Origin of the sequence: Providencia sp. PROV141 (assembly GCF_028481645.1) — a bacterium.
Lineage (GTDB): Bacteria > Pseudomonadota > Gammaproteobacteria > Enterobacterales > Enterobacteriaceae > Providencia > Providencia rettgeri.
Genome location: NZ_JAMPPR010000008.1, coordinates 210,766 through 235,573 on the forward strand (window position 1 = coordinate 210,766; position 24,808 = coordinate 235,573).

A 24,808-nucleotide genomic window follows, 5' to 3' on the forward strand; every position below is an offset into this window, starting at 1 on the left:
ATCTGTAAAACAGTATGGGTGTTATATATTCGCTAGTTTAATTGGCTAGCTTAAGATTTCATGCTGCCAACCATATCTTCTGGACGAACCCAATCATTGAACTGTTCTTCAGTTAAATAGTTGAGTTTCAATGCAGATTCTTTCAATGTCAGCCCTTCTTTGTGAGCTTTTTTAGCAATTTCTGCCGCTTTATCGTACCCAATGTGAGTATTTAAAGCCGTTACTAACATTAACGATTCATGAAGTAATTTCTCAATGCGCTCACGGTTTGGTTCAATGCCAATCGCACAGTGCTCATTAAAGCTACGCATACCATCCGCTAACAAACGAACGGATTGTAAGAAGTTATCAATTAGCATTGGGCGGAATACATTCAGCTCAAAATTACCGGATGCACCACCAATATTAACAGCAACGTCATTTCCCATCACTTGTGCACATAACATGGTTAATGCTTCACATTGCGTAGGATTAACTTTACCGGGCATGATTGAGCTGCCTGGCTCATTTTCTGGGATCGAAATTTCACCAATGCCGCAACGTGGGCCAGATGCTAACCACCTAACATCGTTCGCGATTTTCATTAAAGAGGCAGCCAAACCTTTTAAAGCACCGTGTGCGTGCACAAGACTATCGCAAGTTGCCAATGCTTCAAATTTATTAGGAGCTGTAACAAATGGCTGGCCAGTTAATTCTGCGATTTTTTTCGCAACACGCACTGCATATTCTGGATGCGTATTTAAACCAGTTCCTACTGCTGTACCACCTAACGCTAATTCACACACATGCGGAACAGAATTTTCAATGTGTTTTTCATTATGCGCCAACATTGCGGCCCAACCTGAAATTTCTTGACCTAATGTCAGCGGGGTTGCGTCTTGTAAGTGAGTACGACCGATTTTTACGATATCTTTAAATTCTTTCGCTTTTGCATCTAATGTTTGATGCAAAACTTTCAGTTCTGGGAGAAGATGTTCGCGGATTGCGACAACCGCAGCAACGTGCATTGCTGTTGGGAAAACATCATTTGAACTTTGACTTTTATTCACATCATCATTAGGGTGAATAAGACGATCGTTGCCACGTTGGCCACCGAGAATTTCGCTACCACGGTTAGCTAAAACCTCGTTCATGTTCATGTTACTTTGCGTACCAGAACCTGTTTGCCAAATGGCTAGTGGAAATTCCGTTGGATGTTTGCCAGCTAAGACTTCGTCAGCAGCAGCAATGATTGCATCACCGCGCTCTTTGGCTAATAATCCAAGATCCATATTGACACTAGCAGCGGCTTTTTTTGTTATAGCGAGTGCGTGAATCAACGCGACGGGCATTTTTTCTACAGATATACGGAAATGTTCTAAAGAACGCTGCGTTTGCGCGCCCCACAATTGGTCAGCAGGTACTTCAATTGGTCCCATTGAGTCTTTTTCAATGCGAGTGGCTGCCATTACTATCTCCTTAGGTACATACACAGAATAATTGATTTTAGAATCATCTGCTTGCAGGTAAGCAAATAACCGAGCAGTATAATGCCACAAATTGAATTTCATTTATGAGACTTAGTCGAGCTTATTGTACTGTAGTGAAAAGGAAATGAGTTGATTTTTATGAAAAAGAGAATTTTGCTATGCTTAAAATGATAAACAAAGTCCAAAATTATGACTGGGGCAGCAAAACGGCCCTGACTAAGCTATATGGGATTTCAAACCCTGATAACTTACCTATGGCTGAACTTTGGATGGGCGCTCATCCAAAAGCAAGCTCTGAAGTTCTCGATATACAAAAAAAACAAAGTATTCCACTTAACACCTTAATTGAAAGTGCCCCTGAATCCTATTTAGGTCAGCATGTTGCACAAACTTATCACCGTTTACCTTATTTATTTAAGGTGTTATGCGCAGCTCAACCGTTGTCTGTTCAGGTACACCCAAATAAAACTTACGCTGAAGTTGGATTTGCCAAAGAAAATTCAGCCGGAATCCCATTAGATTCCCCAATACGCAACTATAAAGATGATAACCATAAACCTGAATTAATTTTTGCGTTAACATCTTTTAAAGCCATGAATGCGTTTCGCCCACTCGATGAAATTGCACAACTGCTGGATTTTGTTTCAGCTGCACATCCTGATATTCAGTTATTTGTTCAAGACCCAACTGAAGAAAAATTATCACGTTTATTTGCACAAATTCTTAATCTGACAGGTGAACAAAAAGATTTAGCGCTTGGTGTATTGAAAGCAGCGTTAAATAGCCGACAAGGTGAACCATGGAACTCCATAAAACAAATGGTTAGCCTGTATCCTGAAGATAATGGGCTATTTACCCCGCTTCTTCTTAACATCGTTGAATTAGAGCCTGGTGAAGCGATGTTCTTATATGCAAGAACACCACATGCTTATCTTGAAGGTGTTGGGTTAGAGGTAATGGCAAATTCTGATAATGTGCTGCGTGCTGGATTAACAAACAAGCACATAGATATTCCAGAGCTAATTGCTAATATTGACTTTAAGCCTACGTTTGCAAAGGATTTATTAAGTATTCCCGAAAAATCTGGAAATATCTGGAAATATAATATTCCAGTAGAAGATTTTGCATTTAATATATATTCTATAGACCACTCGGAAGTTGCGCTATCTAACAATAGTGCCTCAATTTTGTTCTGTATTGAAGGCCAGTTAGTTTTGCATTCAGGTAATGATGAAATATGCATTAATTCAGGTGAATCTGTTTTTTTACCGGCTTATGAGAAAAGCATAACCATTAATGGCAGTGGTAAACTAGCCCGAGTATTTAACAAATAGAGTCATATTCTGTATTTAACCGTCTTCATTCAATGAAGACGATTATTTAAAACTTATATAAATTTATAAGTACGGCAATAACGTACTGAAAGGATGGATGTTTATAATGAAAAAGTCATTAGTCGCGGTTGGTGTTATTGTTGCTCTGGGTGCAGTGTGGACCGGAGCTTCATGGTATACAGGTTCTAAAGTAAAAGATGAACTTGATAGAGTAATCCTCAAAACCAACGATTTTTTTGCTGTAAATGTGCCTGAGTCAGGTTTGAATTTTAAAGTAGAAAATTATGAAAAAGGCGTTTTTTCATCTAAAGCGGATATCGTAATCACCTCTGCTGATTCTGCATCACCAGACGACTCTATCGTATTTAAAACGAATATTGATCATGGTCCATTCCCATTATCACAAGTTGCTAAGTTTAATTTATTACCAAAATTAGCAGCGACACAAATTGAATTAGCTAACAACGCAACAACAAAAGAATTGTTTGAAGCGACACAAGGTAAGCCATTTATTCATGGTTCTGCTGTCATTGGTTATAGCAAAAGTATTGATACCAATTTAGAGCTGATCCCTCTCGAGTATAAGAAAGATGACGTTTCATTATCTTTCAGTGGTTCTAAGTTTGATGTATCAACGACTTCTGACCTTGCTGCTGTTGATGCAACTTTAGTCACTGATAATTTAGTTATCGGTAAGAAAGATAACTCTGAATCTATGACACTAAAAGGCTTAAAATTAGTCTCTAATGTGACAAAATCACAATATGGCTTCTACACTGGAACCCAGTCATTTGTTATTGCGGATACAGATTTCAACATTCCTGAAACCAAATTCTCTTTTAAAGATTTCAAAATTTCAAGCGACACCTCTATTACTGGCGAAGATGTGAAAGGCAATATTTCTTATAGCATCTCTGACTTGAAAGCATTAGAGCAAAACTTAGGTTCAGGCGAACTGACGGTTGCTATTGAAAAATTAGATGCGAAAGCATTAGGCAAATTTGTTGAACAATATAATGAAGCTTTAGCACAAGGTTTAGCTAATGGCGACCCAACTGAAGCAACAGAGCGTTTAGCTATGGAAATGATGTCGACAACATTGCCTGAGCTAATGAAGAGCAAACCCGTGTTCACGATTAGTCCCTTCTACTGGAAAAATGAAGCTGGCCAAAGCTCAGTTGACCTAAACATCACATTCAATAAATGGAACCAAGACGAAATCACTGCGTTAGCAATGTCTAACAAAGTTGATGAAGCTATCAAGCAACTCATTACTTCTTTTGATTTCAATTTAAAACTGAATAAACCAATGATGATCGAATCAATGACTCAAGCAATGATTTTAGATCAGGGTGTTCCAGTTGATGCTAACACGAAAAAAGAAATGAAAGGCATGGTCACTTCTGAGTTTGAAGGTGTTCAGCAAATGCTGACTTCAGATATGTTCTCTTCTCCGTTTGAAGAAATGTTTATGACAGATGAAGAACGTGCTGAAAAAGCTAAACAGAAAAAATCACCTTGGATGATTGATAGCGAAAATGATTTAACTATGACTATCAAATTTGCAGGTAATGACCTGACATTCAATAATGACAAATATACCTTAGCTGAGTTCCTCACTAAGATGAAAGTAATGTCTAACCCAGAAGATGCATTAGAATATGAAGCAGTCCCTGCTCCAGATGCAGAACCAGCACCAGAAATGGAAGTTGAGCCTGAATTAGCACCACAAGATGCAGCGCCAGCTAACTAATCTAATTGATATAATTTAATCATAAAAGCCAGTTAATATCAGCTGGCTTTTTTATTTGCACACCAAAGTAAATGTGATGCAAATCACATTTAAAATGTAATTATTGATTTTGTTTCACATTTTTCGTGATTAACATTTGCCTTTAACGAAATAAAAGCCAAAATGAGGACAGAAAATAGATAAAGGATCATTCCGTGATTAAAACACATTTACCTTTAACCGATTTACACCGCCATCTTGATGGCAATATCCGTCCAGAAACAATTCTCTCCTTAGCAGAGCAACACCATATTCAATTACCTGCTTCAGAGCTTGAAGCACTGCGCCCTCATGTCCAAATTATAGGACAAGAAGCTGATTTAGTGGGTTTCTTAGCAAAACTTGATTGGGGTGTCGCTGTTTTAGCTGATTTAGATGCCTGTCGCCGCGTGGCGCTTGAAAATGTTGAAGATGCCTTTAATGCAGGTATTGATTACGCAGAACTGCGTTTTTCCCCTTATTACATGGCGATGAAACACCAATTGCCTGTTGAGGGTGTAGTTGAAGCGATTGTTGATGGTGTACGTGCAGGGTGCCAACAATTTGATATTAAAATTAATCTAATTGGTATTTTAAGCCGCACTTTTGGCCAACAAGCCTGTACAACTGAGCTGCAAGGATTATTAGCGCATCGAAGTCATTTATGTGCATTAGATTTAGCAGGAGATGAGCTCGGATTTCCTGGAGAGCTCTTTGAGTCACATTTTATTAAAGCTAGAGATACTGGGTTAAATATTACTGTTCATGCAGGTGAAGCAGCGGGAGCAGACAGTATTTGGCATGCTATTAAGGTATTAGGCGCACAACGAATTGGTCATGGCGTTAAAGCAATAGAAGATCCTACTCTAATTGAGTATTTAGTAAAACATCAAATTGGCATGGAAAGCTGTTTAACGTCAAATATTCAAACAAGTACAGTTCCATCTTTAGCTCAACACCCATTAAAAAACTTTTTACAACAAGGTGTTCTGGCTTCAATTAATACAGATGACCCTGCAGTTCAAGGGATTGAGTTACGCCATGAATATGAAGTGGCTGCCCCACAAGCTGGTTTAACAGCAGCAGAAATAGAACAAGCACAACGAAATGGTCTGAGTATGGCATTTTTATCGGATAGTGAGAAAAAAATGCTCTTAGATAAAGTCGCTACCCGCTAATTTAGATATATTAAGGGCATTAGTTTTAATGCCCTCTTAAATTTAACACTCAAGTTACTCCATATAGCTAGTTCTACGCTGTAAACTAATAGACTGGCACCGTTAATCAACCTCCCCCTTCCTCTAGTTGGCCAACTTAACTTAGATACACAATTGTTAATGTATACATTATTAATCATATTGTATGTTGTAACTAAACTAAAGGTGACCTATAAATCAATATGACAAACATAGGGGGTAAATCCCCCCCCCTCTCAATCTTAGGTTGATAATCGCTTAGCATAACGCTGAGCAAGTACAGCGCTGACCATCAGTTGTATTTGGTGAAAGATCATCAATGGCAATAAAATAACCCCCACTGTCGCAGCAGGAAACAACACGTTCGCCATGGGTACTCCATTCGCTAAACTCTTTTTCGAGCCACAGAAAACGATGGTAATTTCATCTTCTTTGCTAAAACCTAACAGCCGTGCAGCTAACGTATTAAATACAATGACAATAAATAAAATAACGCATGTAACAACCACTATCATCAAGAGTGAAAATGCATCTATTTTCTGCCAAATCCCCTCAACAACGGCTTCACTAAATGCCACGTAAACCACTAACAATATTGAAGACCGGTCAGTCATATTCACTAACTTACGATTACGGTTAATCCAATTGGCAATCAATGGTCGAGATAAATGCCCCACGACAAAGGGTAGCATTAATTGCATTAAGATGGAGCCTATCGCATTGAGTGTATCCATGGCTTGGCTACCATCAGCATCCATCAATAAGCCAACTAAGATTGGCGAAAGAAAAACCCCAAGAATACTCGACGCCGATGCACTACAAATAGCTGCGGCAATATTCCCACCGGCCACTGATGTGAACGCAATTGCTGATTGTACGGTTGCAGGTAAAGCACATAGGTATAAAAAGCCCATATATACCGTCGGTGACATCCATTTAGGTACAATCACCGCGAGTCCTAATCCTACAATAGGAAATACAATAAATGTACTCGCAAATACCAGGAGATGTAGACGCCAGTGCCCTATCCCCGCCATGATTGATTCACGAGATAACTTGGCTCCATGCATGAAGAACAGCAATGCAATTGCAGCAGTAGTTAAATATTGAAACCCCGTTTTTATGTCACCTTCACAAGGAAAAAGACTGGCTAGAATGACAACACCAATCATGATAAGTAAAAATGGGTCTATTCTCAGTTTAGCTAGCAAATTCATTCGATTATCCATAATAAAAGCCAGTTATGTTAACTGGCCTTATAGTGAGCGTTGATGACGTTAAAATATTTCTTCGATAGTCCGTTTTTCTTTTGCCGAACGTATACCTGCTTCAATAAGTTTCATAATATCTATCGCTTCACTCGGGGTGACAGGATTTGGTTTACCATGGCGAATCGCATCATATATCCCTTGATAATAACCACCATAATTTCCGCGTTGGTTTGGCCAAGATTGAGTTATAAGCTCATCACCTTGTGACAGCGTCACATTACCCATATTGGTATCAATTCCCCAATCAGCCCCTTCTGGACGTTGGCCGCTCTTTAAGCTGTCTTCTTGGGTGTCTAAACCATATTTAACATAGCTACCATTCATACCATGAATAACATATATCGGTGTTGGTGCAGCGGCTAATGTTGTAGCATGTAATACCACTTTTTTATCAGCATATTGCAAAACGGCATGAAAGTAATCCACTGCCTGTGCATTAGGACGGATCATGACAAGATCAACGTTGATCCCTAACGGCCTACCAAAATATTGCAGGACTTGATCCAACAAATGCGGCCCTAAATCGTACCAAATACCGGCTCCAGGAATATTCGCTTCACGCCAGCGTTGCCTAACTAGAGGACGATAACGATCAAAATGTGATTCATAGTATTTAATATCCCCGAGCTTACCTTCTTCTAAGATTTTTTTAACGGTTAAAAAGCCGGAATCCCAACGGCGGTTATGATAAACCGACAGTAATTTTCCAGCTTGCTCCGCTTGTTGTTTCAATTGTTCAGCTTGTGAGACATCTAATGTAAATGGTTTATCAACAACCACGTGTTTTCCCGCTGCTAATGCCGCTTGCGCGAGAGGAAAGTGAGTATCATTAGGTGTAGGAATAACGACGAGTTCGATATCTTTATCAGCAAAAATAGCTTCCGGAGAGGCGGCAACATGAACATTTGGCCAATCAGCCTTAACCTTACTCGGGTCACTGCTAGAAATCGTTGTTAAATCATACCCTTCTAAAATGCCAAGGAAGGGAGCATGAAATGTTTTGCTCGCATAGCCATATCCGACGATCGCAACTTTAATTGGTTTAGACATTTAGACCTCATACAACGATAAACACAGGTGAAGATAAAAAGTACCATCAGAAGGAATGAAATGGCAAATAAATCTATGATAGGATTGTAAATTGTCCAGCGACTTCGCCAAAATGAGTTTTATTGATTATGACTTCAGTTTATGACGCTAACCGCATCACTGGCTGGTTATTAGTTCCAGCCATCTATTTGTTATTAACCTTTTTAGCTGTTTGCAGTATGACTGTCATGTACTGCATTAAATTTTATGAGATTGTCACGACTGTTGACCATTGGACAAGCTTTATTCCTGCCGCATGGTATCTGTCATTCGCAATTGCTATTGGGATGACTATTTTCAGTATCCATGTGCTGCAACTTATGTTTTCACGTTCAAAACATTTCCCTCGCCGCTTTATTATTTGGTTAATGATTTTATTATTGTTAGGTATAAAAACCTTCGCATTTTCACCGATTGATGATGAAACTGCTTTGCAAGTCTTGGCTTGGCCTTTAATTGGGGCAGGTTTCTTTGTCCCTTATTTAAAACGATCCCAACGTGTAAAAATGACTTTCACACAAGATCGATAAGCATCACATAAATTGCTTGATATCATAATGATAGTTTAACTGGCTTCGGCCAGTTTTTGTTCTTTTTTCATTTCAGGCAATAGCATGACTGATTATCTATTACTCTTTGTTGGAACAGTACTGGTTAACAACTTCGTTCTCGTTAAATTCCTAGGCTTATGCCCTTTTATGGGCGTCTCAAAAAAACTCGAACCGGCCATTGGAATGGGCTTAGCAACGACGTTTGTTATGACATTAGCGTCAATCAGTTCTTGGTTGATTGACACACTCATCCTCATTCCTCTCGATCTCATCTATTTGCGAACGCTAAGTTTTATTTTAGCGATTGCTGTAGTTGTACAATTTACTGAAATGGTGGTGAGGAAAACAAGCCCAACGCTTTACCGTTTACTCGGTATTTTTCTGCCTTTAATTACCACCAACTGCGCGGTTCTTGGTGTTGCCTTATTAAATATTAATATGTCTCATACTTTTATGCAGTCTGCCGTGTATGGTTTTGGCGCTGCAGTGGGTTTCTCATTAGTCATGGTATTATTTGCCGCTATTCGCGAACGCTTAGCTGTTGCCAATGTTCCGGCCCCTTTTAAGGGCTCGTCAATTGGGTTAATTACCGCTGGCTTGATGTCTCTCGCGTTTATGGGCTTTAGTGGTTTGGTGAAATTCTAATGATGTCTGTATGGATTGCTATCGGTATATTAGCCGTTTTTGGCCTTATTTTTGGGCTGATTTTAGGGTATGCCTCATTACGCTTCAAAGTTGAGGCGGACCCTATTGTCGAACAAGTTGAAGCGATATTACCTCAAAGCCAGTGCGGCCAATGCAGTTACCCTGGCTGCCGCCCTTACGCCGAAGCGGTTGCAAATAATGGGGAAATGATCAACAAATGCGCCCCTGGTGGTGAGCAAGTCATGCTAAAAATCGCTGAATTGCTTAATGTTGACCCTCAACCAATCGATGGTGATGAAGCCGCGCAAAATCCGGTTCGTAAAGTTGCGATTATCGACGAAGAAAACTGCATCGGGTGTACTAAATGCATTCAAGCCTGCCCTGTTGATGCTATTGTGGGTGCAACCCGCGCCATGCATACCGTCATTGAAGATTTGTGCACAGGATGTGACCTGTGTGTAGCCCCTTGCCCTACCGATTGTATTGAGCTTGTTCCCGTGAAAACCACCACAGCCAATTGGAAATGGGATTTAAACACCATCCCAGTCAAAAATATCAATGTTGAACCCAATGAACCATTTGTAACTAAAGCAAGGGGTGAAACTCATGCTTAAGCTCTTTAATTGGTTGAAAAAAGATAATATTTGGGATTTCAAAGGCGGGATCCATCCGCCTGAAATGAAGCTACAATCAAGCCAGACACCGATGCGTATTGCATCAATACCTGATGAACTGGTTATCCCATTACAACAGCATTTAGGCCCTGAAGGCGAGCTGATTGTTCAAGTCGGTGACTTCGTTTTAAAAGGCCAGCCTTTAACTAAAGGCCTTGGACGTACAGTGCCTGTTCATGCATCAACTTCAGGTGTTATCACTGCGATTGAGCCCATGGTGACGGCGCACCCTTCTGGCTTAAAAGAGTTATGTGTGCGCATTGCATCCGATGGCCAAGATACATGGTGTACTTTGTACCCAGAGCCTAACTACGTTCAATTAACCCGCGCTGAATTACTACAGAAAATTGAACAAGCGGGTATTGCGGGTCTCGGAGGTGCCGGTTTTCCAACCGCATCAAAATTGGCTGGTGGTAAAGATGCGATTAAAACATTAATCATTAATGCAGCTGAATGTGAGCCTTATATCACGGCAGATGATAGGTTAATGCAAGAACATGCACAGGAAGTTATTGAAGGCTGCCGTGTTTTACAGCATTTATTAAACCCAGACCAGGTACTAATTGGTATTGAAGACAATAAACCCGAGGCTATCCGTGCACTTAAAGATGCAATCACCTCGCAAGAGAAACAAATATTCATTCGCGTTATACCAACCAAGTACCCATCAGGTGGTGCTAAACAGCTGACAAAAATTTTAACGGGAAAAGAAGTACCATCCGGTGCACGTTCTTCTCAAATTGGCGTGTTAATGCAAAACGTCGGTACTGTGGTTGCTATCAAACGTGCGGTTATCGATGGCCAGCCATTAATCGAACGAGTAGTCACGGTCACAGGCGAAGCAATCAGCAAACCGGGTAATTTTTGGGCTCGTTTAGGGACTCCAGTTAAACATCTATTACAGCAATCAGGTTTTAACCCTGAACCCGAACAAATGGTGATTATGGGAGGGCCTTTGATGGGCTTTACCCTGCCCGACTTAAATGTTCCTGTCGTGAAAATTTGTAACTGTTTACTGGTTCCTACCATGGAAGAAATGGGGCCTAAAGCACTAGAAGAAGCGTGTATTCGTTGTGGGTTGTGTGTTGAAGCCTGCCCTGCTGCGCTACTACCTCAGCAACTTTACTGGTTCAGTAAAGGAGATGAACACGAAAAAGCGCAAAAACATAATTTATTTGACTGCATAGAGTGTGGTGCATGTGCTTATGTGTGCCCGAGTAATATTCCGTTAGTACAATATTACCGTCAAGAAAAAGCAGAAATTCGTGAAATTGCTCAAGAAGAGCGCCGTGCCGCTGAAGCAAAATTACGTTTTGAAGCAAAACAGTTGCGTATGGAACGTGATAAACAAGCACGAGAAGAACGCCATAAAAAAGCGGCTGTGCAAGTCGATAGTACAGATAAAGATGCCGTTAATGCCGCTTTAGCACGAGTTAAAGCCAAACAAACGGTAACAGCGGAACCCATTAAGATTGTTTCCGGTGAACTCCCAGACAATAGTGCAGTAATCGCTGCTCGCGAAGCCCGTAAAGCCCAAGCTCGAGCTAAACAAGCTGAAAAGCTGGCCAATGCACAAACAGAAACTGTTGATATAGCAGCAACGGATGATCCCCGTAAAGATGCCGTCGCTGCAGCGATTGCGCGTGCAAAAGCTAAAAAAGCCGCTCAAGAGCAACCTGCCACGCCGCCAGTCGCTGATGCGGTAGCGGATACCGAAATTGACCCACGTAAAGCGGCTGTCGCTGCGGCTATTGCACGTGCGAAAGCCAAAAAAGCGGCTCAAGAGCAACCTGCCACTCCGCCAGTCGCTGATGTGGTAGTGGATACCGAAGTTGACCCACGTAAAGCGGCTGTCGCCGCGGCTATTGCGCGTGCGAAAGCCAAAAAAGCGGCTCAAGAGCAACCAGCCACTTCGCCAGTCGCTGATGCGGTAGCAGATACTGACGTTGACCCACGTAAAGCGGCTGTCGCTGCGGCTATTGCAAGAGCGAAAGCTAAAAAAACAGCTCAAGAGCAACCTGCCACTCCGCCAGTCGCTGATGCGGTAGCGGATACCGAAGTTGACCCACGTAAAGCGGCTGTCGCTGCGGCTATTGCAAGAGCGAAAGCCAAAAAAGCCGCGCAAGCAGAACAACTCGCACAAGAAGAGCTCACTCCTGCTGCCGAACGACCCATTGACGAGGAAACCGACCCTCGAAAAATTGCCGTTGCTGCTGCGATCGCGCGAGTAAAAGCTAAGCAAGCACAAAAACAACATGAACAAACGACTACAGAGTAAGTGATAACGAGATGAAATTCAGGCCAATTGATGCGAAAAATCGCCGTTTAAAAATTGCTAGCGCGCCATTTACTCATAATAAACAAAGCACCAGTTTAGTCATGCTTTGGGTACTTTTAGCTGCAATACCCGGTATTGCGGCTCAAATTTATTTCTTTGGCGTTGGCACCTTATATCAAATTATTTTAGCGATGCTAACAGCCGTTATCACAGAAGCGGTTTCTATTCGTTTACGCCAACAACCTGTAGTTCCTGTACTAAAAGATAATTCAGCCATTGTAACTGCTTTATTATTAGCCATCAGCCTACCACCGCTCTCACCTTGGTGGTTAATCGTATTAGGGACATTTTTTGCTATTACGATTGCTAAACAATGTTATGGTGGATTGGGACAAAACCCTTTTAACCCCGCGATGGTGGGTTATGTTGTTTTGCTGATATCATTCCCTGTTCATATGACAAACTGGCTACCCCCGCATGAATTACAGAATATGTCGGTTTCAGCCCTTGATAGCCTATCAATTATTCTCAGTGGCCATACACCAACAGGTATTACTCTCGAGCAGCTACGAACGGGAATTGATGGTATGAGCCAAGCAACCCCGCTTGATAGCTTTAAAACGGGCCTACTGACTCATTCTATTTCTGAAGTATTACAACAACCTATTTTGCAAGGTTCCTTAGCCGGTATTGGTTGGCAATGGGTAAATATTGGCTATTTAGTTGGCGGTTTGTTCTTATTACAGCGCCGTATTATTAGCTGGCACATCCCAGTGTCGTTCTTAGGTACGTTGGCAATCTTAGCTATTGTTAGCCACTTAATTGATGATAGCCAGCATGCATCACCATGGGTTCATCTATTGTCTGGCGCCACTATGCTAGGGGCATTTTTTATTGCCACTGACCCTGTTACCGCATCGACAACACCTAAGGGACGAATTATTTTTGGTGTGATCATTGGTTTCCTTGTTTGGGTGATCCGTGTTTACGGTGGTTACCCTGACGCTGTCGCATTTGCCGTGTTACTCGCCAATATTACCGTTCCATTAATTGATTACTATACGCAACCTCGTGCGTACGGCCATGGGCATAAGTAAGGATAACCGTATGTTAAACACGATGAAACGCCATGGTGTAACGTTAGCAATCTTTGCGGCAGGCACGACCGCGCTTAGTGCTGCAGTGTACACGTTAACTAAAGAGACTATTGCTGAACAAGCCGCTATTGTTCAGAAAAAATTACTCGACCAAGTTATACCAAGTGATTTATATGACAACGACCTCGCAAAAGAGTGTTATTTAGTCACTAATGAAGCCATACTTGGTAACAAACAACCTAGGCGTTTGTATCTAGCCCGTAAAAATGGCGACCCCGTTGCTGCGGCATTAGAAACAACGGCATTAGACGGCTACTCTGGCGCGATACATTTATTAGTTGGAGCCGATTTTAACGGCACTGTACTGGGAGCTCGTGTTACAGAACATCATGAAACACCCGGGCTTGGTGACAAGATTGAGACACGAATATCTGATTGGATTACTTATTTTAGCGGTAAGAAAATAGCCTCTGACAATGACCCTAAATGGGCAGTTAAAAAAGACGGTGGTGAATTTGATCAGTTTACTGGAGCAACAATTACGCCCAGAGCAGTCGTCAATGCGACTAAACGTACTGCTGTATTTATGCAACAAATTCCACAACAATTATCGAATTATCCACGCTGTGGGGACGAATAATGAGCGATACATCTAAAGACTTATTAATGCAAGGTTTGTGGAAAAACAACTCTGCATTGGTTCAACTATTAGGGCTTTGTCCGCTTCTTGCTGTTTCATCAACAGCAACAAATGCATTAGGGCTAGGCTTAGCGACAACATTAGTCTTAGTTTGTACTAATGTTGCTGTTTCTGCTTTACGTCGTTGGGTACCATCTGAAATTCGTATCCCTATCTATGTGATGATTATTGCCTCTGTTGTTAGTGCCGTACAAATGCTAATCAACGCATATGCTTTTGGTTTATATGAATCTCTTGGGATCTTTATTCCATTAATCGTCACCAACTGTATTGTTATTGGACGAGCAGAAGCCTATGCATCTCGTAATCCTGTTGGGTTATCTGCTCTAGATGGGTTTGCCATGGGCTTAGGCGCAACGGCGACCTTGCTTGTTCTAGGGTCAATTCGTGAAATTTTAGGGAATGGTACCTTGTTTGATGGAGCTGACTTGCTACTTGGTTCTTGGGCCACCTCCCTTCGTATTGAAGTATTACATCTTGATTCGCCATTTTTACTCGCTATGCTACCGCCTGGTGCCTTCATTGGACTAGCGTTACTATTAGCAGCGAAGTACTTAATTGATGAAAAAATGAAAAAAAGAGCCGCACGACAATCCAGTATTCAACCCGAGCGTGAATATGAAAAACAGCAAGGTTGCGGTAGCCATATTTCTTAACAACGATATTTTGTGAGCAATGAATAAATCAAAACGCATTGAAATTCTAACTCGTCTACGGGATAACAACCCGCACCCTACAACAGAGTTAGAATTTAATTCCCCTTTTGAGCTATTAATCGCCGTTTTATTGTCAGCTCAAGCGACTGATGTGAGTGTCAATAAAGCGACAGCAAAGCTCTATCCTGTTGCTAATACACCTGAAGCTATTATGGCACTGGGTGTGGATGGGATAAAAGAGTACATTAAAACCATTGGCTTATTTAATACCAAAGCTGAAAGTGTCTATAAAACCTGCAAAATTTTAATCGAAAAACACAACAGTCAGGTTCCTGAAAACCGAGAGGCTTTAGAAGCCTTACCCGGTGTTGGCCGTAAAACTGCAAATGTGGTTCTTAATACCGCCTTTGGCTGGCCGACTATCGCTGTTGACACGCATATTTTTCGTGTCTGCAATCGTACTAACTTTGCTCCGGGTAAAAATGTTATTGAAGTAGAAGAAAAACTTCTTAAAGTTGTCCCCGCAGAGTTTAAAGTAGATTGCCACCATTGGTTTATTTTGCATGGACGTTATACTTGTATTGCCCGCAAACCCCGCTGTGGCTCATGTATTATCGAAGATTTATGCGAATTTAAAGATAAAATATACCCAAAAGATTGATCAAAATGCTATTTTTATACATTACCAATAAACGGTATTTTTAATGATGAATCTAGTCAGTAACGCATTTTTTCCTTGCTCTAAGACTTTGTCTTACGTAACAATAGAGCCAAACCCAATATCAATAAAACGGTAAGTATGTTCCAAGACAACCCACTGCTCGCACAACTTAAACAAAAACTACATGCCCAGACTCCACGTGTCGAAGGGCTGGTAAAAAGCACAGAAAAAGGTTTTGGCTTCCTCGAAGTTGATGGCCAAAAAAGCTATTTCATTCCACCGCCTCAAATGAAAAAAGTCATGCATGGCGATCGGGTTATTGCTGCAGTTCGTACAGATAAAGACCGTGAATTTGCAGAGCCAGAAGAACTGGTAGAACCTTTTTTAGATAGGTTTGTTGGGAAAATACAAAAAAAAGACAATGATAACCGCTTATTTGTCATTCCCGATCACCCATTACTGAAAGATATGATTTCTTGCCGTCCTGTTAATGGCATCAATCACGAATTCAAACAAGATGATTGGGTTGTTGCACAAATGCGTCGCCACCCATTAAAGGGCGATAAAACCTTCTATGCTGAAATAACTGAATTTATCACCGATGGTGATGACCATTTTGCCCCTTGGTGGGTAACGTTACGCCGTCACCAATTAGACCGTGATGAACCTAAAATGGTTGATAGTGAACGTGACGATCAAGGAATAGAACGCGTTGATTTAACTCACTTGCATTTCACGACGATAGACAATGCTAGTACTGAAGACATTGATGACGCGCTCTATGTTGAAAGAACCGATAATGGCGACTTAAAGCTGTATATCGCTATCGCTGACCCAACAAGTTATATACCCGAAGGCAGCGAACTGGATAAACTGGCATTAGCCCGTGGCTATACCAACTATTTGCCTGGTTTCAATATTCCAATGTTACCGCGCAAATTATCTGACGACCTGTGCTCTTTACGCCCAAATGAACGCCGCCCTGCTTTAGTTTGCATTGCGCTAATCAAAGAAGATGGTCGTATTGACGATAACATTGAGTTTTTCAGTGCTTGGGTTGAATCAAAATCTAAATTAGTTTATGACGAAGTCTCTGATTGGCTTGAAAATACAGGCAGTTGGCAGCCAGCAAATGATACTGATAAACAGCAAATTTTACTGCTTAAAGAAATGTCAGATAGACGTTTACAATGGCGTGAAAACAATGCCCTCGTCTTCAAAGACCGCCCCGATTACCGCTTTGTATTAGATGACAAAGGCAATGTGGTTGACATCGTAACTGAACGTCGCCGTAGCTCTAATCGCATTGTTGAAGAAGCTATGATCACCTCTAACCTCTGCGCTGCTGCGGTACTAAAAGAAAAATTAGGGTTTGGGGTGTTTAATGTGCATATGGGGTTTGAACCTCTGCAAATTGACCAAGTCGTGCAAACACTAAAAGATAACGGCATTGAAACAACGGCTGAATCGTTGTTATCACTAGAAGGTTTCCGTCAACTACGCCGTCAATTAGATGCACAGCCGACTCAATTCCTTGATAGCCGAATTCGTCGTTACCAAACTTTTGCGGAAGTCAAAGCTGAGCCCGGTCCACATTTTGGTTTAGGGTTTGATGCTTATGCGACTTGGACTTCACCAATTCGTAAATATACCGATATCGTCAATCATCGCTTAATAAAGTCTATTATTGCCGGCAAACCTTCTACGGATAAACCCTCCGAAGAATTATCAATCAAATTAGCTGAACGTCGTCGTGCAAATCGTATGGCTGAACGTGATGTTGGTGATTGGCTCTATTCGCGTTACTTAAAGCCTTTTGAGGGTACAGATACTAAATTTCCAGCTGAAATTATCGATATTACCCGTGGTGGAGTGCGAGTTCGCTTAGTCGACAATGGTGCCGTTGCATTTGTCCCTGCCCCCTTTATTCATAGCGTTCGTGATGAGATTCAATGTAGCCAAGAAACAGGCAATGTGCTTGTTAAAGGTGAAATAGCTTACCAACTTAACGATATTATTAATGTCACCATTAATGAAGTTCGTATGGAAACGCGTAATATCGTTGCTAGACCAGCCGAATAACAACTTTTCTGCTATTCTTAAAAGACCATAGTTTGATATCTATGGTCTTTTATTTTTCTATAAATTGTTTTTTAACATCATATTCGCATTAAACGTTAAACAGCGAGCACTTTTCCAGATCTTTTCCTGATTATTCTTATTCGTATAATTACCTATCATGATATTTTGTTAACTGTTAAATCTGTACTAAGGATCACTAAAATGAACACAGTAAGCAAACGTATTTTATCATTCATGGTGATAGCCACAGTCGCTATCAGTGTCAGTGCCTGTTCAAATATGTCTAAACGCGATAAAAACACAGCAATTGGTGCTGGTGTCGGTGCTGTTGGCGGTGCCGTATTGACAGGCGGAAGCTCTGTAGGAACCGTTGGCGGTGCTGCTATTGGCGGAATTATTGGTCACCAAGTCGGTAAATAAATCTCATTACATCCTTTATTTTCTCTCCTTAATCTAAAATAGCGTTCATCATGAACGCTATTTTATTTTTCATATCCGATAATCTATTAAACTATTGACGGAAAAAAGTGTACAAAGTACACTTATAATTAATGCAAAGGGAGGGAACCCTGTGAGTCACGCAATTGAATTTATTGAAACCAGCTTTTTTACCAAACAAATCCAATCGATAGCAACACAAGAAGAGCTTAGGATATTACAAAATGAACTTATCGCATTGCCAGATAAAGGCGATATCATCCAAGGAACAGGTGGTCTTCGCAAAATTAGGATGGCAACGGGTAATAAAGGAAAAAGTGTAAGTGTACGGGTTATTTATTTCCTAGCTACAGCAGAAATCATTTATTTTATAATGACTTACCCAAAGAATGTCAAAGATACGCTAAATGACTTAGAAAAAGCAGAATTAAAGAAACTAACGAAATTACTAAAAAATGAGGTATAAAATGAGTATATTCAACGAATTAAAAGCCTCTTTAGAAGAAGCTGTTGACATTAAACACGGTCACCAAAAAGCCGCTAATGTCACTCGTTACGAAATTACTGACGTCAAAGCAATTCGAGAACAACTTAATGTTTCACAAAGCGAATTAGCTCATGCGCTAGGGACGAGTATCGACACCATTAAAAGTTGGGAGCTTAAACGACGTAACCCAACAGGATTAGCGGCTAAAATACTCATCGCCATTAAGCGTAATCCTGCTTTATTTGCCGAGTTAGCAGCAATTTAACCACTTCTTCATTATAAAATGAGTGGCTCTCTCAGTCGCCACTCATGAAAAACAGCAAAATTGTCGAGACAATCAGCCACCAGCTAACTTGACTTGAAAACCTTTCGCCTCAAGGTACTGTTTGATAACATCACGTTTGTCGCCTTGAATTTCAACATTACCGTCTTTGACAGCCCCGCCACAGCCACATTTCTTTTTAAGGTCAGCCGCTAGTTTTGCTAATTCGCTATCTTCAAGGTCAAGACCTGTAACAACACAAACCCCTTTCCCTTTACGTCCTGATGTCTCACGGCGAATTCGCACAATACCATCGCCTTTAGGCCTTTCAACTTTGGGTTTTTCGTCAGCAATACGTCCTGTCTCTGTGCTGTAAACAAGACGACTATTTGTATCACTCATAGCAAACCTTCAATAGATTGATTGATTTGTTGTAATGTGACAGTTGGGTTTTCACTACGTGTAATCGGACGCCCAATCACCATATAATCGACACCTGCTTTCACTGCATCTTGTGGTGTCATAATGCGACGTTGGTCCCCGACATCACTACCTGTAGGGCGAATACCTGGGGTAACTAATTTGAAATCAGCACCACATAACTGTTTTAAACGTAGAGCTTCATGCGCAGAGCAAACAACACCGTCCAACCCACATTGCTTAGTCAATAAGGCCAAACGCTCTGCATGAGCTGCAGGTGAAGTGTTAATTCCAACACCTGAGAGGTCTGATTCATCCATACTCGTTAATACTGTTACCGCAGTGAGTAATGGTGCTTCTTTGCCATAAGGCTCAAGAGATTGGCGAGCTGCATCCATCATGCGAGCCCCACCACCAGCATGAACATTAACCATCCATACCCCCATTTCAGCTGCAGCCGCAACCGCACGAGCGACAGTATTTGGAATATCATGAAATTTCAAATCTAAGAAAATATCAAAACCACGTTCATGGAGTGACTTAACAAATTGAGGACCATTAAAAGTAAACATTTCTTTGCCAACTTTTAAGCGACAATCACGTGGGTCAATGCGATCCACAAAAGCCAAAGCTTCATTAGCATCTTCATAATCAAGTGCCACAATAATTGGTGAATGTGTGTGGTTCTCAGTTGAGGGAATCATTTCTTAGCCTTTAAAGAGTCGTTATTATTTAAAAAGTGACGCTGTCACTGACCATCTAACCCGCGAATAGGTTTAATGGTGTCCCAAGAGCGACAAGATGGACAATGCCAATATAATGCACGCGATGTAAACCCACATTTATGACAGCGGTAATCGGGTTTTGTACGAATTTGTTCCCCTACCATTTTACGCAGCAAAATCAAACTTTCTTTTGCCCTTCCATCTTCCGCTTCTTCAAGATGGTAATCCATTAAACGATAAAATAAACGCATGGTAGGATGACGTTGAATTTGGTCGTTAATGTAATTCGCAGCCGCTTCATGATTTTGTTTTTCAACAATAATATCGGCTAAATAAAGTTCTGCGATAGCCCCTGAATTACCTGCAACACACTGACGAAGGTAATCTTCCCACTCATCTGCTTGGCCAGTATGTTGATAGCAATCAAACAGTAAAGGTAATGTTTCAGCGACGAGTTCTCTATCTTGTTGATAGACTTGTTTTAAGACATGAATCGCTTTGTCGTAATTACCTTGTTCGATAAACAACCGACCTTTCATAATTGAAACTCGAGCGCAGTGGTTGTCGGCTTGCTCTGCTTTATTTAATAATGTCAGTGCATCTTCAAGATCATCGCTAGCGAGTTGTTGGGTCGCTAATTCACAATAAAAATGCGCAATTTGCTCACGTAACTCGGGATGCCCTAATTTAACCAGTTTCCCTGCTATTTCAATGGCTTTTGTCCAGTCACTGGTGAGTTGATAAATATTTAAGAGGGATTGTAAGGCACTTTGTTTGAAATCGACTTCATCCGTCAATTGTTGAAACATGTTTTCTGCGCGGTCATAAACCCCCGCAGCCATGTAATCTCGGCCAAGTTGTTGGGTCGCTAATAAGCGTTGTTCAAATGATAATGCGGCACTTTCCACCAGCGATTGGTGAATGCGAATAGCACGTTCAACTTCCCCGCGAGAGCGAAATAAATTTCCCAGCGTGAGATGAGCCTCAAAAGCGGAGCTGTCTTCATTTTTCAGCATGTCGAGGAATAGGTCGACAGCTTTATCTTGTTGATTAGATAATAGGAAGTTAACGCCTGTTACATAATCACGTGACAAGCGATTCGCATGTTGTTGCTTATCTTGTTGAGCACTTCTGCGCCCCATGTACCAACCGTAAGCAGCAGCAACCGGTAGCAGCAGAAACAGCAACTCGAACATACAGGATTATTCCTTGTTCTGAGTCGTCACTAATGAGGTTGAGTCGGAAATATTACTTTCTCCAGCACCTAATTGTGATTCTAAACGTCTAATTTTACGACGTGCATTTTTCAGGCTAACAATGACTCGTAAATAAAACACGGCACAGACTAGCCAACCTAGCACAAAACCGACACCAAAAAGTGATGCAAGAAGGGTCGATAATGAAAAATCCCCTTTTGCAATCAGGTAGTTAAATGTAATAACCTGATCATTGCTTGAACCTAGCGTAATCGAAACAATAAAAAAAGCGACCGCTAGTAATAAAATCAGAAAATATTTCACATTTATTCCCGTTATCAGTTCTATTCATCCAATAATATCTACCTGTTAAGGTAGCATTTCCAGCGCATTCAGACAAAGCAATTTATTTTATACAATGAGAGATTTAAGTTAGATCTCCCTTAATAATGGTTCACTTGATGAAAGATTAATCGGCTTTACTAAATAGTCCCCATACCCGTAAAATATAATAACCAAATAGGGTAAAACAAGCACTGATGATCACTGAGGTTATTATATCTATAGGCCAATGCATTCCCAACAACATCCGACTAAACGCAATACCTTCTGCCCAAATAGCAAGCCCTATTGATAAAGCATATAAACGCTGTTGCCAAAAAAGCACAATTAAAAACAATGCCCAGCCTGCCGCAAATAACATATGACCCGAAGGAAAAGAATACCCCGTTTCTGCTTGCCAATGTTTACTCTGCCATTTAGCTATATTTTCATCTTGTTTAACCGTATTTTTAATTAATTTCGCACGTTCACTACGTTTTAACTCATAAAACTCTGATGACGGAATTTGATATTGAGTTGCCAGCCATTCCACATAAGGACGTGGTTCTTTAAATGTGCTTTTTAATGCGCTCTTCAAACCTTGTTGCAGTAATACCACGCTGACCAGAACAAACAAAATTTTCAGTCGCTGTTTCTTTTCTGAACGGAAAACGAATATAACGGCTCCAAGAAATAACAAAGACGTTAAAATACTATAAGGCGCTCCCGCAGTGTCTGTCAGCCAAAGAAGCCATTTCATTGAGTTAAACTGGGTTTCTGGTGACCAATGCCACCCTGTAACTATCATCACTATGGGTGGTATGATTAATAACAATGCAAAAGCACAAACGACCAAAACAGTTTTTTTCATTCAATGTGTTCCAAATAAAGTTCTATTAAATATACAAATATTCCATTCACCTATTATTAACTCTGTTATAGTAATACAGCGTTGGTCGTGTGCAAAGAATACCAACCTCTATATGCTAAACGTCATATAGCGTCGATGTATTATAGTTAAGCTACTTTATATCGATAAAAGTTATTAATTAAGCAAGAGTTACTTTAACTAATGAAAGAAAATATGCAGCTAAAACGCGTTGCCGAAGCAAAACTCCCAACACCTTTCGGTGAGTTTTTAATGGTGGGTTTTGAAGAAATCGCAACCGGTCGTGATCATGTAGCGTTAATTTTTGGCGATATCTCAGGAAATGAACCGGTACTCAGCCGGATCCACTCCGAATGTTTAACAGGAGATGCGTTATTTAGTCTACGTTGCGATTGTGGTTTTCAATTAGAAGCCGCGCTCTCTCAGATTAGTAAAGAAGGCCGAGGGGTATTACTTTATCATCGCCAAGAAGGCCGAAACATAGGCTTGCTGAATAAAATCCGTGCTTATGCATTGCAAGATCAAGGCCTTGATACGGTTGAAGCCAACATCAAACTCGGATTCAAAGCCGATGAACGTGATTTTACCTTATGCTCTGATATGTATAAATTATTGGGGATTAATGAAGTCCGCTTATTGACAAATAACCCGAAAAAAATAGACATCATGCGTGAAGCTGGAATTAACGTGGTAGAGCGTGTTCCACTGATTGTCGGCCGTAACCCAAGTAACGAACATTACCTTGACGTTAAAGCAGAAAAAATGGGACACATGCTATTTAAGCATCAGTGATCTCACCAAAGGAAGAGCGTTCTGCTCTTCCCTTTCTTTTTCCCAGTCTGATTATCATCATTCAAAGTGTGCCATTTATCCGCGGCTATATTCACTTTCTTTCTATAAGGTTTATACTGTTAGCCATCTGATTACCCTGACGAATAAACTGAGTTTTTGAGGTTTATTCCGCATACTACCAGGAGATACTGTGAACAACCTGCATTCCATTCAACGCATGAGAAGATTGCGTAAGACCGAAAAACTCCGCACTTTATTCCAAGAAACCCATCTTTCCGTTAATGACCTTTGCTTGCCAATTTTTGTTGAAGAAGAACTCGACGACTATATGCCAATCAATAGCATGCCGGGTGTTATGCGTATTCCTGAAAAACGCCTTGCCTATGAAATTGAGCGTATCGCAAATGCAGGAATAAAATCAGTGATGACCTTTGGGGTTTCCCATCATCTTGATGATAATGGTAGTGATGCATGGCAAGAAAATGGTTTAGTGGCACGCATGTCACGTATCTGCAAAGAAACCGTTCCTGAAATGATAGTGATGTCTGACACCTGTTTCTGTGAATACACCTCGCATGGTCACTGTGGCGTTATGCACGGTCATGTCGTTGACAACGATGCAACTATCCATAACCTAGGTTTACAAGCAGTTGCCGCGGCACGTGCAGGCGCTGATTTCATTGCCCCTTCTGCCGCAATGGATGGCCAGGTTGCTGCAATCCGTCATGCTCTTGATGAAGCAGGCTTTACAGACACTGCAATTATGTCTTACTCCACAAAATTTGCATCCGCACTGTATGGCCCATTCCGAGATGCAGCGGGTTCATGCCTTAAAGGCGATAGAAAAACCTATCAGATGAACCCAATGAACCGTCGTGAAGCACTCCATGAATCACTAATTGATGAACGCGAAGGTGCTGACGCGCTAATGATAAAACCTGCCGGAGCGTATTTGGATATTATTCGTGATTTACGCGAACACACTCAATTACCTATCGGTGCTTATCAAGTCAGTGGAGAATACGCGCAAATTAAATTTGCAGCTCAAGCGGGTGCAATTGATGAAACGCGTGTAGCTCTTGAAACACTAGGGTCAATTAAACGCGCAGGCGCTGACCTTATTTTCACTTATTTTGCTTTACAGTTAGCCGAAGCCAACGCGTTATAATCTCATTCAGTTAAAAAAAACCGCATCACTGTACATAAATACAGTATTGCGGTTTTTTGCCATTTTTGTTGAATAACGGTACTCAAATCGCCTAATTTATAGCCAATTCGCTATTTTGCTCTTTGCAATTCAAGTTGTTGGGTTAATGTTTGCACATAATGCTGTGCTTGCTCTGCCGTTGCTAAACCTGCAATTAATAAATCTTGTTTACCCTCAGATGTTGTTGCAACCACTCCCCAATAATCAACTTCAACTGTAATACTCTCAGGGTTTTGATCGGGCATTGGCAAAATATCAAAGTAGTCTTGTAATGGTGCAATGGAAATGGCGGTGTAATCTGCATTTAAGCCGAGTGGAAATTCTTTGTCTGCATATAAACGCAAATCATGAACTTCCGTTTCAGGTGTTCTCATCACAATAGAATATAAGTTAGGTATGTGCTCCAAAATGTCACGAACCTCTTCGTTCGCACCATCAAAATGGGATGTGGTTAATAAGATATCTGCTGCCCACAATGCCCCTTTATAGAAATCGGTTTCATTGATATCTGCCATACTCATTTCCTTTATAGTGTTTTCGATAAGCTCAGTCACATGGTGACCTGTGCTAAAGCCATTACATTCAATTAATTTGCAC

The 24,808-nt window shown here is 41.0% G+C and carries 26 protein-coding genes; 17 read left to right on the top strand and 9 right to left on the bottom strand.

Annotated features, from left to right (window positions below; genetic code table 11):
- Positions 1 to 50: 50 nt before the first annotated feature.
- Positions 51 to 1,448, bottom strand: coding sequence for a class II fumarate hydratase (gene fumC / locus PSF09_RS07365; RefSeq protein ID WP_210837318.1), 1,398 nt, complete (start codon positions 1,446 to 1,448; stop codon positions 51 to 53).
- A gap of 179 nt (positions 1,449 to 1,627) precedes the next feature.
- Here fumC and manA point away from each other — a divergent pair, with 179 nt between their 5' ends.
- From manA to add, 3 genes are all read left to right on the top strand, one after another.
- Positions 1,628 to 2,803, top strand: coding sequence for a mannose-6-phosphate isomerase (gene manA, locus PSF09_RS07370; RefSeq protein ID WP_272683686.1), 1,176 nt, complete (start codon positions 1,628 to 1,630; stop codon positions 2,801 to 2,803).
- Positions 2,804 to 2,909: 106 nt separating this feature from the next.
- Positions 2,910 to 4,556, top strand: a complete 1,647-nt coding sequence (locus PSF09_RS07375) for a YdgA family protein (RefSeq protein WP_247605337.1) — start codon at positions 2,910 to 2,912, stop codon at positions 4,554 to 4,556.
- A gap of 194 nt (positions 4,557 to 4,750) precedes the next feature.
- Positions 4,751 to 5,752, top strand: a complete 1,002-nt coding sequence (add, locus tag PSF09_RS07380; protein ID WP_272664855.1) for an adenosine deaminase — start codon at positions 4,751 to 4,753, stop codon at positions 5,750 to 5,752.
- Positions 5,753 to 6,012: 260 nt separating this feature from the next.
- Here add and PSF09_RS07385 read toward each other — a convergent pair whose 3' ends face one another.
- Positions 6,013 to 6,987 (bottom strand): bile acid:sodium symporter family protein, encoded by a 975-nt coding sequence (locus PSF09_RS07385; RefSeq protein ID WP_115167219.1) that lies wholly within the window; start codon positions 6,985 to 6,987, stop codon positions 6,013 to 6,015.
- Positions 6,988 to 7,047: 60 nt separating this feature from the next.
- Positions 7,048 to 8,091 carry an oxidoreductase gene (locus tag PSF09_RS07390; protein WP_272683687.1) on the bottom strand — a complete coding sequence of 348 codons (1,044 nt, stop codon included), beginning with the start codon at positions 8,089 to 8,091 and terminating at the stop codon, positions 7,048 to 7,050.
- 128 nt (positions 8,092 to 8,219) lie between these two features.
- Between PSF09_RS07390 and PSF09_RS07395 the strand changes: the two genes are divergently transcribed.
- The 12 genes from PSF09_RS07395 to nadS all read left to right on the top strand — a co-directional run bounded on the left by PSF09_RS07395 (position 8,220) and on the right by nadS (position 18,664).
- Positions 8,220 to 8,660 (top strand): DUF2569 domain-containing protein, encoded by a 441-nt coding sequence (locus tag PSF09_RS07395; RefSeq protein WP_272664852.1) that lies wholly within the window; start codon positions 8,220 to 8,222, stop codon positions 8,658 to 8,660.
- 84 nt (positions 8,661 to 8,744) lie between these two features.
- Positions 8,745 to 9,326 carry an electron transport complex subunit RsxA gene (rsxA, locus tag PSF09_RS07400; RefSeq protein ID WP_004910983.1) on the top strand — a complete coding sequence of 194 codons (582 nt, stop codon included), beginning with the start codon at positions 8,745 to 8,747 and terminating at the stop codon, positions 9,324 to 9,326.
- Positions 9,326 to 9,940 (top strand): electron transport complex subunit RsxB, encoded by a 615-nt coding sequence (gene rsxB / locus PSF09_RS07405; RefSeq protein ID WP_004910986.1) that lies wholly within the window; start codon positions 9,326 to 9,328, stop codon positions 9,938 to 9,940. The genes rsxA and rsxB overlap by 1 nt, the downstream gene beginning before the upstream one ends.
- On the top strand, positions 9,933 to 12,278 hold the full coding sequence (gene rsxC / locus PSF09_RS07410) for an electron transport complex subunit RsxC (RefSeq protein WP_272683688.1): 2,346 nt from the start codon (positions 9,933 to 9,935) through the stop codon (positions 12,276 to 12,278). The genes rsxB and rsxC overlap by 8 nt, the downstream gene beginning before the upstream one ends.
- Positions 12,279 to 12,289: 11 nt before the next feature.
- A complete protein-coding gene (gene rsxD, locus PSF09_RS07415; RefSeq protein ID WP_272683689.1) occupies positions 12,290 to 13,375 on the top strand; it encodes an electron transport complex subunit RsxD in 1,086 nt (361 codons plus the stop codon).
- 10 nt (positions 13,376 to 13,385) lie between these two features.
- On the top strand, positions 13,386 to 14,015 hold the full coding sequence (gene rsxG, locus PSF09_RS07420; RefSeq protein WP_272683690.1) for an electron transport complex subunit RsxG: 630 nt from the start codon (positions 13,386 to 13,388) through the stop codon (positions 14,013 to 14,015).
- On the top strand, positions 14,015 to 14,731 hold the full coding sequence (locus tag PSF09_RS07425; RefSeq protein WP_004910994.1) for an electron transport complex subunit E: 717 nt from the start codon (positions 14,015 to 14,017) through the stop codon (positions 14,729 to 14,731). The genes rsxG and PSF09_RS07425 overlap by 1 nt, the downstream gene beginning before the upstream one ends.
- Before the next feature lie 19 nt (positions 14,732 to 14,750).
- Complete coding sequence (nth, locus tag PSF09_RS07430; protein WP_272664848.1) at positions 14,751 to 15,392, top strand: endonuclease III; 642 nt, start codon at positions 14,751 to 14,753, stop codon at positions 15,390 to 15,392.
- Positions 15,393 to 15,530: 138 nt separating this feature from the next.
- Positions 15,531 to 17,474: an exoribonuclease II gene (locus PSF09_RS07435; protein WP_272664847.1), complete on the top strand. Its 1,944-nt coding sequence runs from the start codon at positions 15,531 to 15,533 to the stop codon at positions 17,472 to 17,474.
- A 201-nt stretch (positions 17,475 to 17,675) separates the two neighbouring features.
- A complete protein-coding gene (gene osmB / locus PSF09_RS07440) occupies positions 17,676 to 17,894 on the top strand; it encodes an osmotically-inducible lipoprotein OsmB (protein ID WP_004911006.1) in 219 nt (72 codons plus the stop codon).
- A gap of 151 nt (positions 17,895 to 18,045) precedes the next feature.
- Complete coding sequence (locus PSF09_RS07445; protein ID WP_272683691.1) at positions 18,046 to 18,378, top strand: type II toxin-antitoxin system RelE/ParE family toxin; 333 nt, start codon at positions 18,046 to 18,048, stop codon at positions 18,376 to 18,378.
- Position 18,379: 1 nt separating this feature from the next.
- On the top strand, positions 18,380 to 18,664 hold the full coding sequence (nadS, locus tag PSF09_RS07450) for a NadS family protein (RefSeq protein WP_004911011.1): 285 nt from the start codon (positions 18,380 to 18,382) through the stop codon (positions 18,662 to 18,664).
- A 72-nt stretch (positions 18,665 to 18,736) separates the two neighbouring features.
- On the opposite strand, the gene yciH is transcribed toward nadS, so the two are convergent.
- The 5 genes from yciH to PSF09_RS07475 all read right to left on the bottom strand — a co-directional run bounded on the left by yciH (position 18,737) and on the right by PSF09_RS07475 (position 22,194).
- Positions 18,737 to 19,063, bottom strand: a complete 327-nt coding sequence (gene yciH, locus PSF09_RS07455) for a stress response translation initiation inhibitor YciH (RefSeq protein WP_109912264.1) — start codon at positions 19,061 to 19,063, stop codon at positions 18,737 to 18,739.
- On the bottom strand, positions 19,060 to 19,785 hold the full coding sequence (pyrF, locus tag PSF09_RS07460) for an orotidine-5'-phosphate decarboxylase (protein ID WP_272683692.1): 726 nt from the start codon (positions 19,783 to 19,785) through the stop codon (positions 19,060 to 19,062). Before pyrF ends, yciH begins: the two co-directional genes overlap by 4 nt.
- A 44-nt stretch (positions 19,786 to 19,829) precedes the next feature.
- Positions 19,830 to 21,002, bottom strand: a complete 1,173-nt coding sequence (lapB, locus tag PSF09_RS07465; protein WP_272664844.1) for a lipopolysaccharide assembly protein LapB — start codon at positions 21,000 to 21,002, stop codon at positions 19,830 to 19,832.
- A gap of 6 nt (positions 21,003 to 21,008) precedes the next feature.
- Positions 21,009 to 21,326 (bottom strand): LapA family protein, encoded by a 318-nt coding sequence (locus PSF09_RS07470; protein ID WP_004911022.1) that lies wholly within the window; start codon positions 21,324 to 21,326, stop codon positions 21,009 to 21,011.
- Positions 21,327 to 21,471: 145 nt separating this feature from the next.
- The gene (locus tag PSF09_RS07475; RefSeq protein ID WP_272683693.1) at positions 21,472 to 22,194 is read right to left on the bottom strand and encodes a phosphatase PAP2 family protein; all 723 of its coding nucleotides are present in this window, start codon (positions 22,192 to 22,194) and stop codon (positions 21,472 to 21,474) included.
- Positions 22,195 to 22,407: 213 nt separating this feature from the next.
- Between PSF09_RS07475 and ribA the strand changes: the two genes are divergently transcribed.
- Both ribA and hemB read left to right on the top strand, forming a co-directional pair.
- Complete coding sequence (gene ribA / locus PSF09_RS07480; protein WP_272664842.1) at positions 22,408 to 23,004, top strand: GTP cyclohydrolase II; 597 nt, start codon at positions 22,408 to 22,410, stop codon at positions 23,002 to 23,004.
- Between the two features lie 190 nt (positions 23,005 to 23,194).
- Positions 23,195 to 24,172, top strand: coding sequence for a porphobilinogen synthase (gene hemB / locus PSF09_RS07485; protein ID WP_110731948.1), 978 nt, complete (start codon positions 23,195 to 23,197; stop codon positions 24,170 to 24,172).
- Between the two features lie 110 nt (positions 24,173 to 24,282).
- On the opposite strand, the gene PSF09_RS07490 is transcribed toward hemB, so the two are convergent.
- Positions 24,283 to 24,726 carry a hypothetical protein gene (locus tag PSF09_RS07490; RefSeq protein ID WP_272683694.1) on the bottom strand — a complete coding sequence of 148 codons (444 nt, stop codon included), beginning with the start codon at positions 24,724 to 24,726 and terminating at the stop codon, positions 24,283 to 24,285.
- Between the last annotated feature and the right edge of the window lie 82 nt (positions 24,727 to 24,808).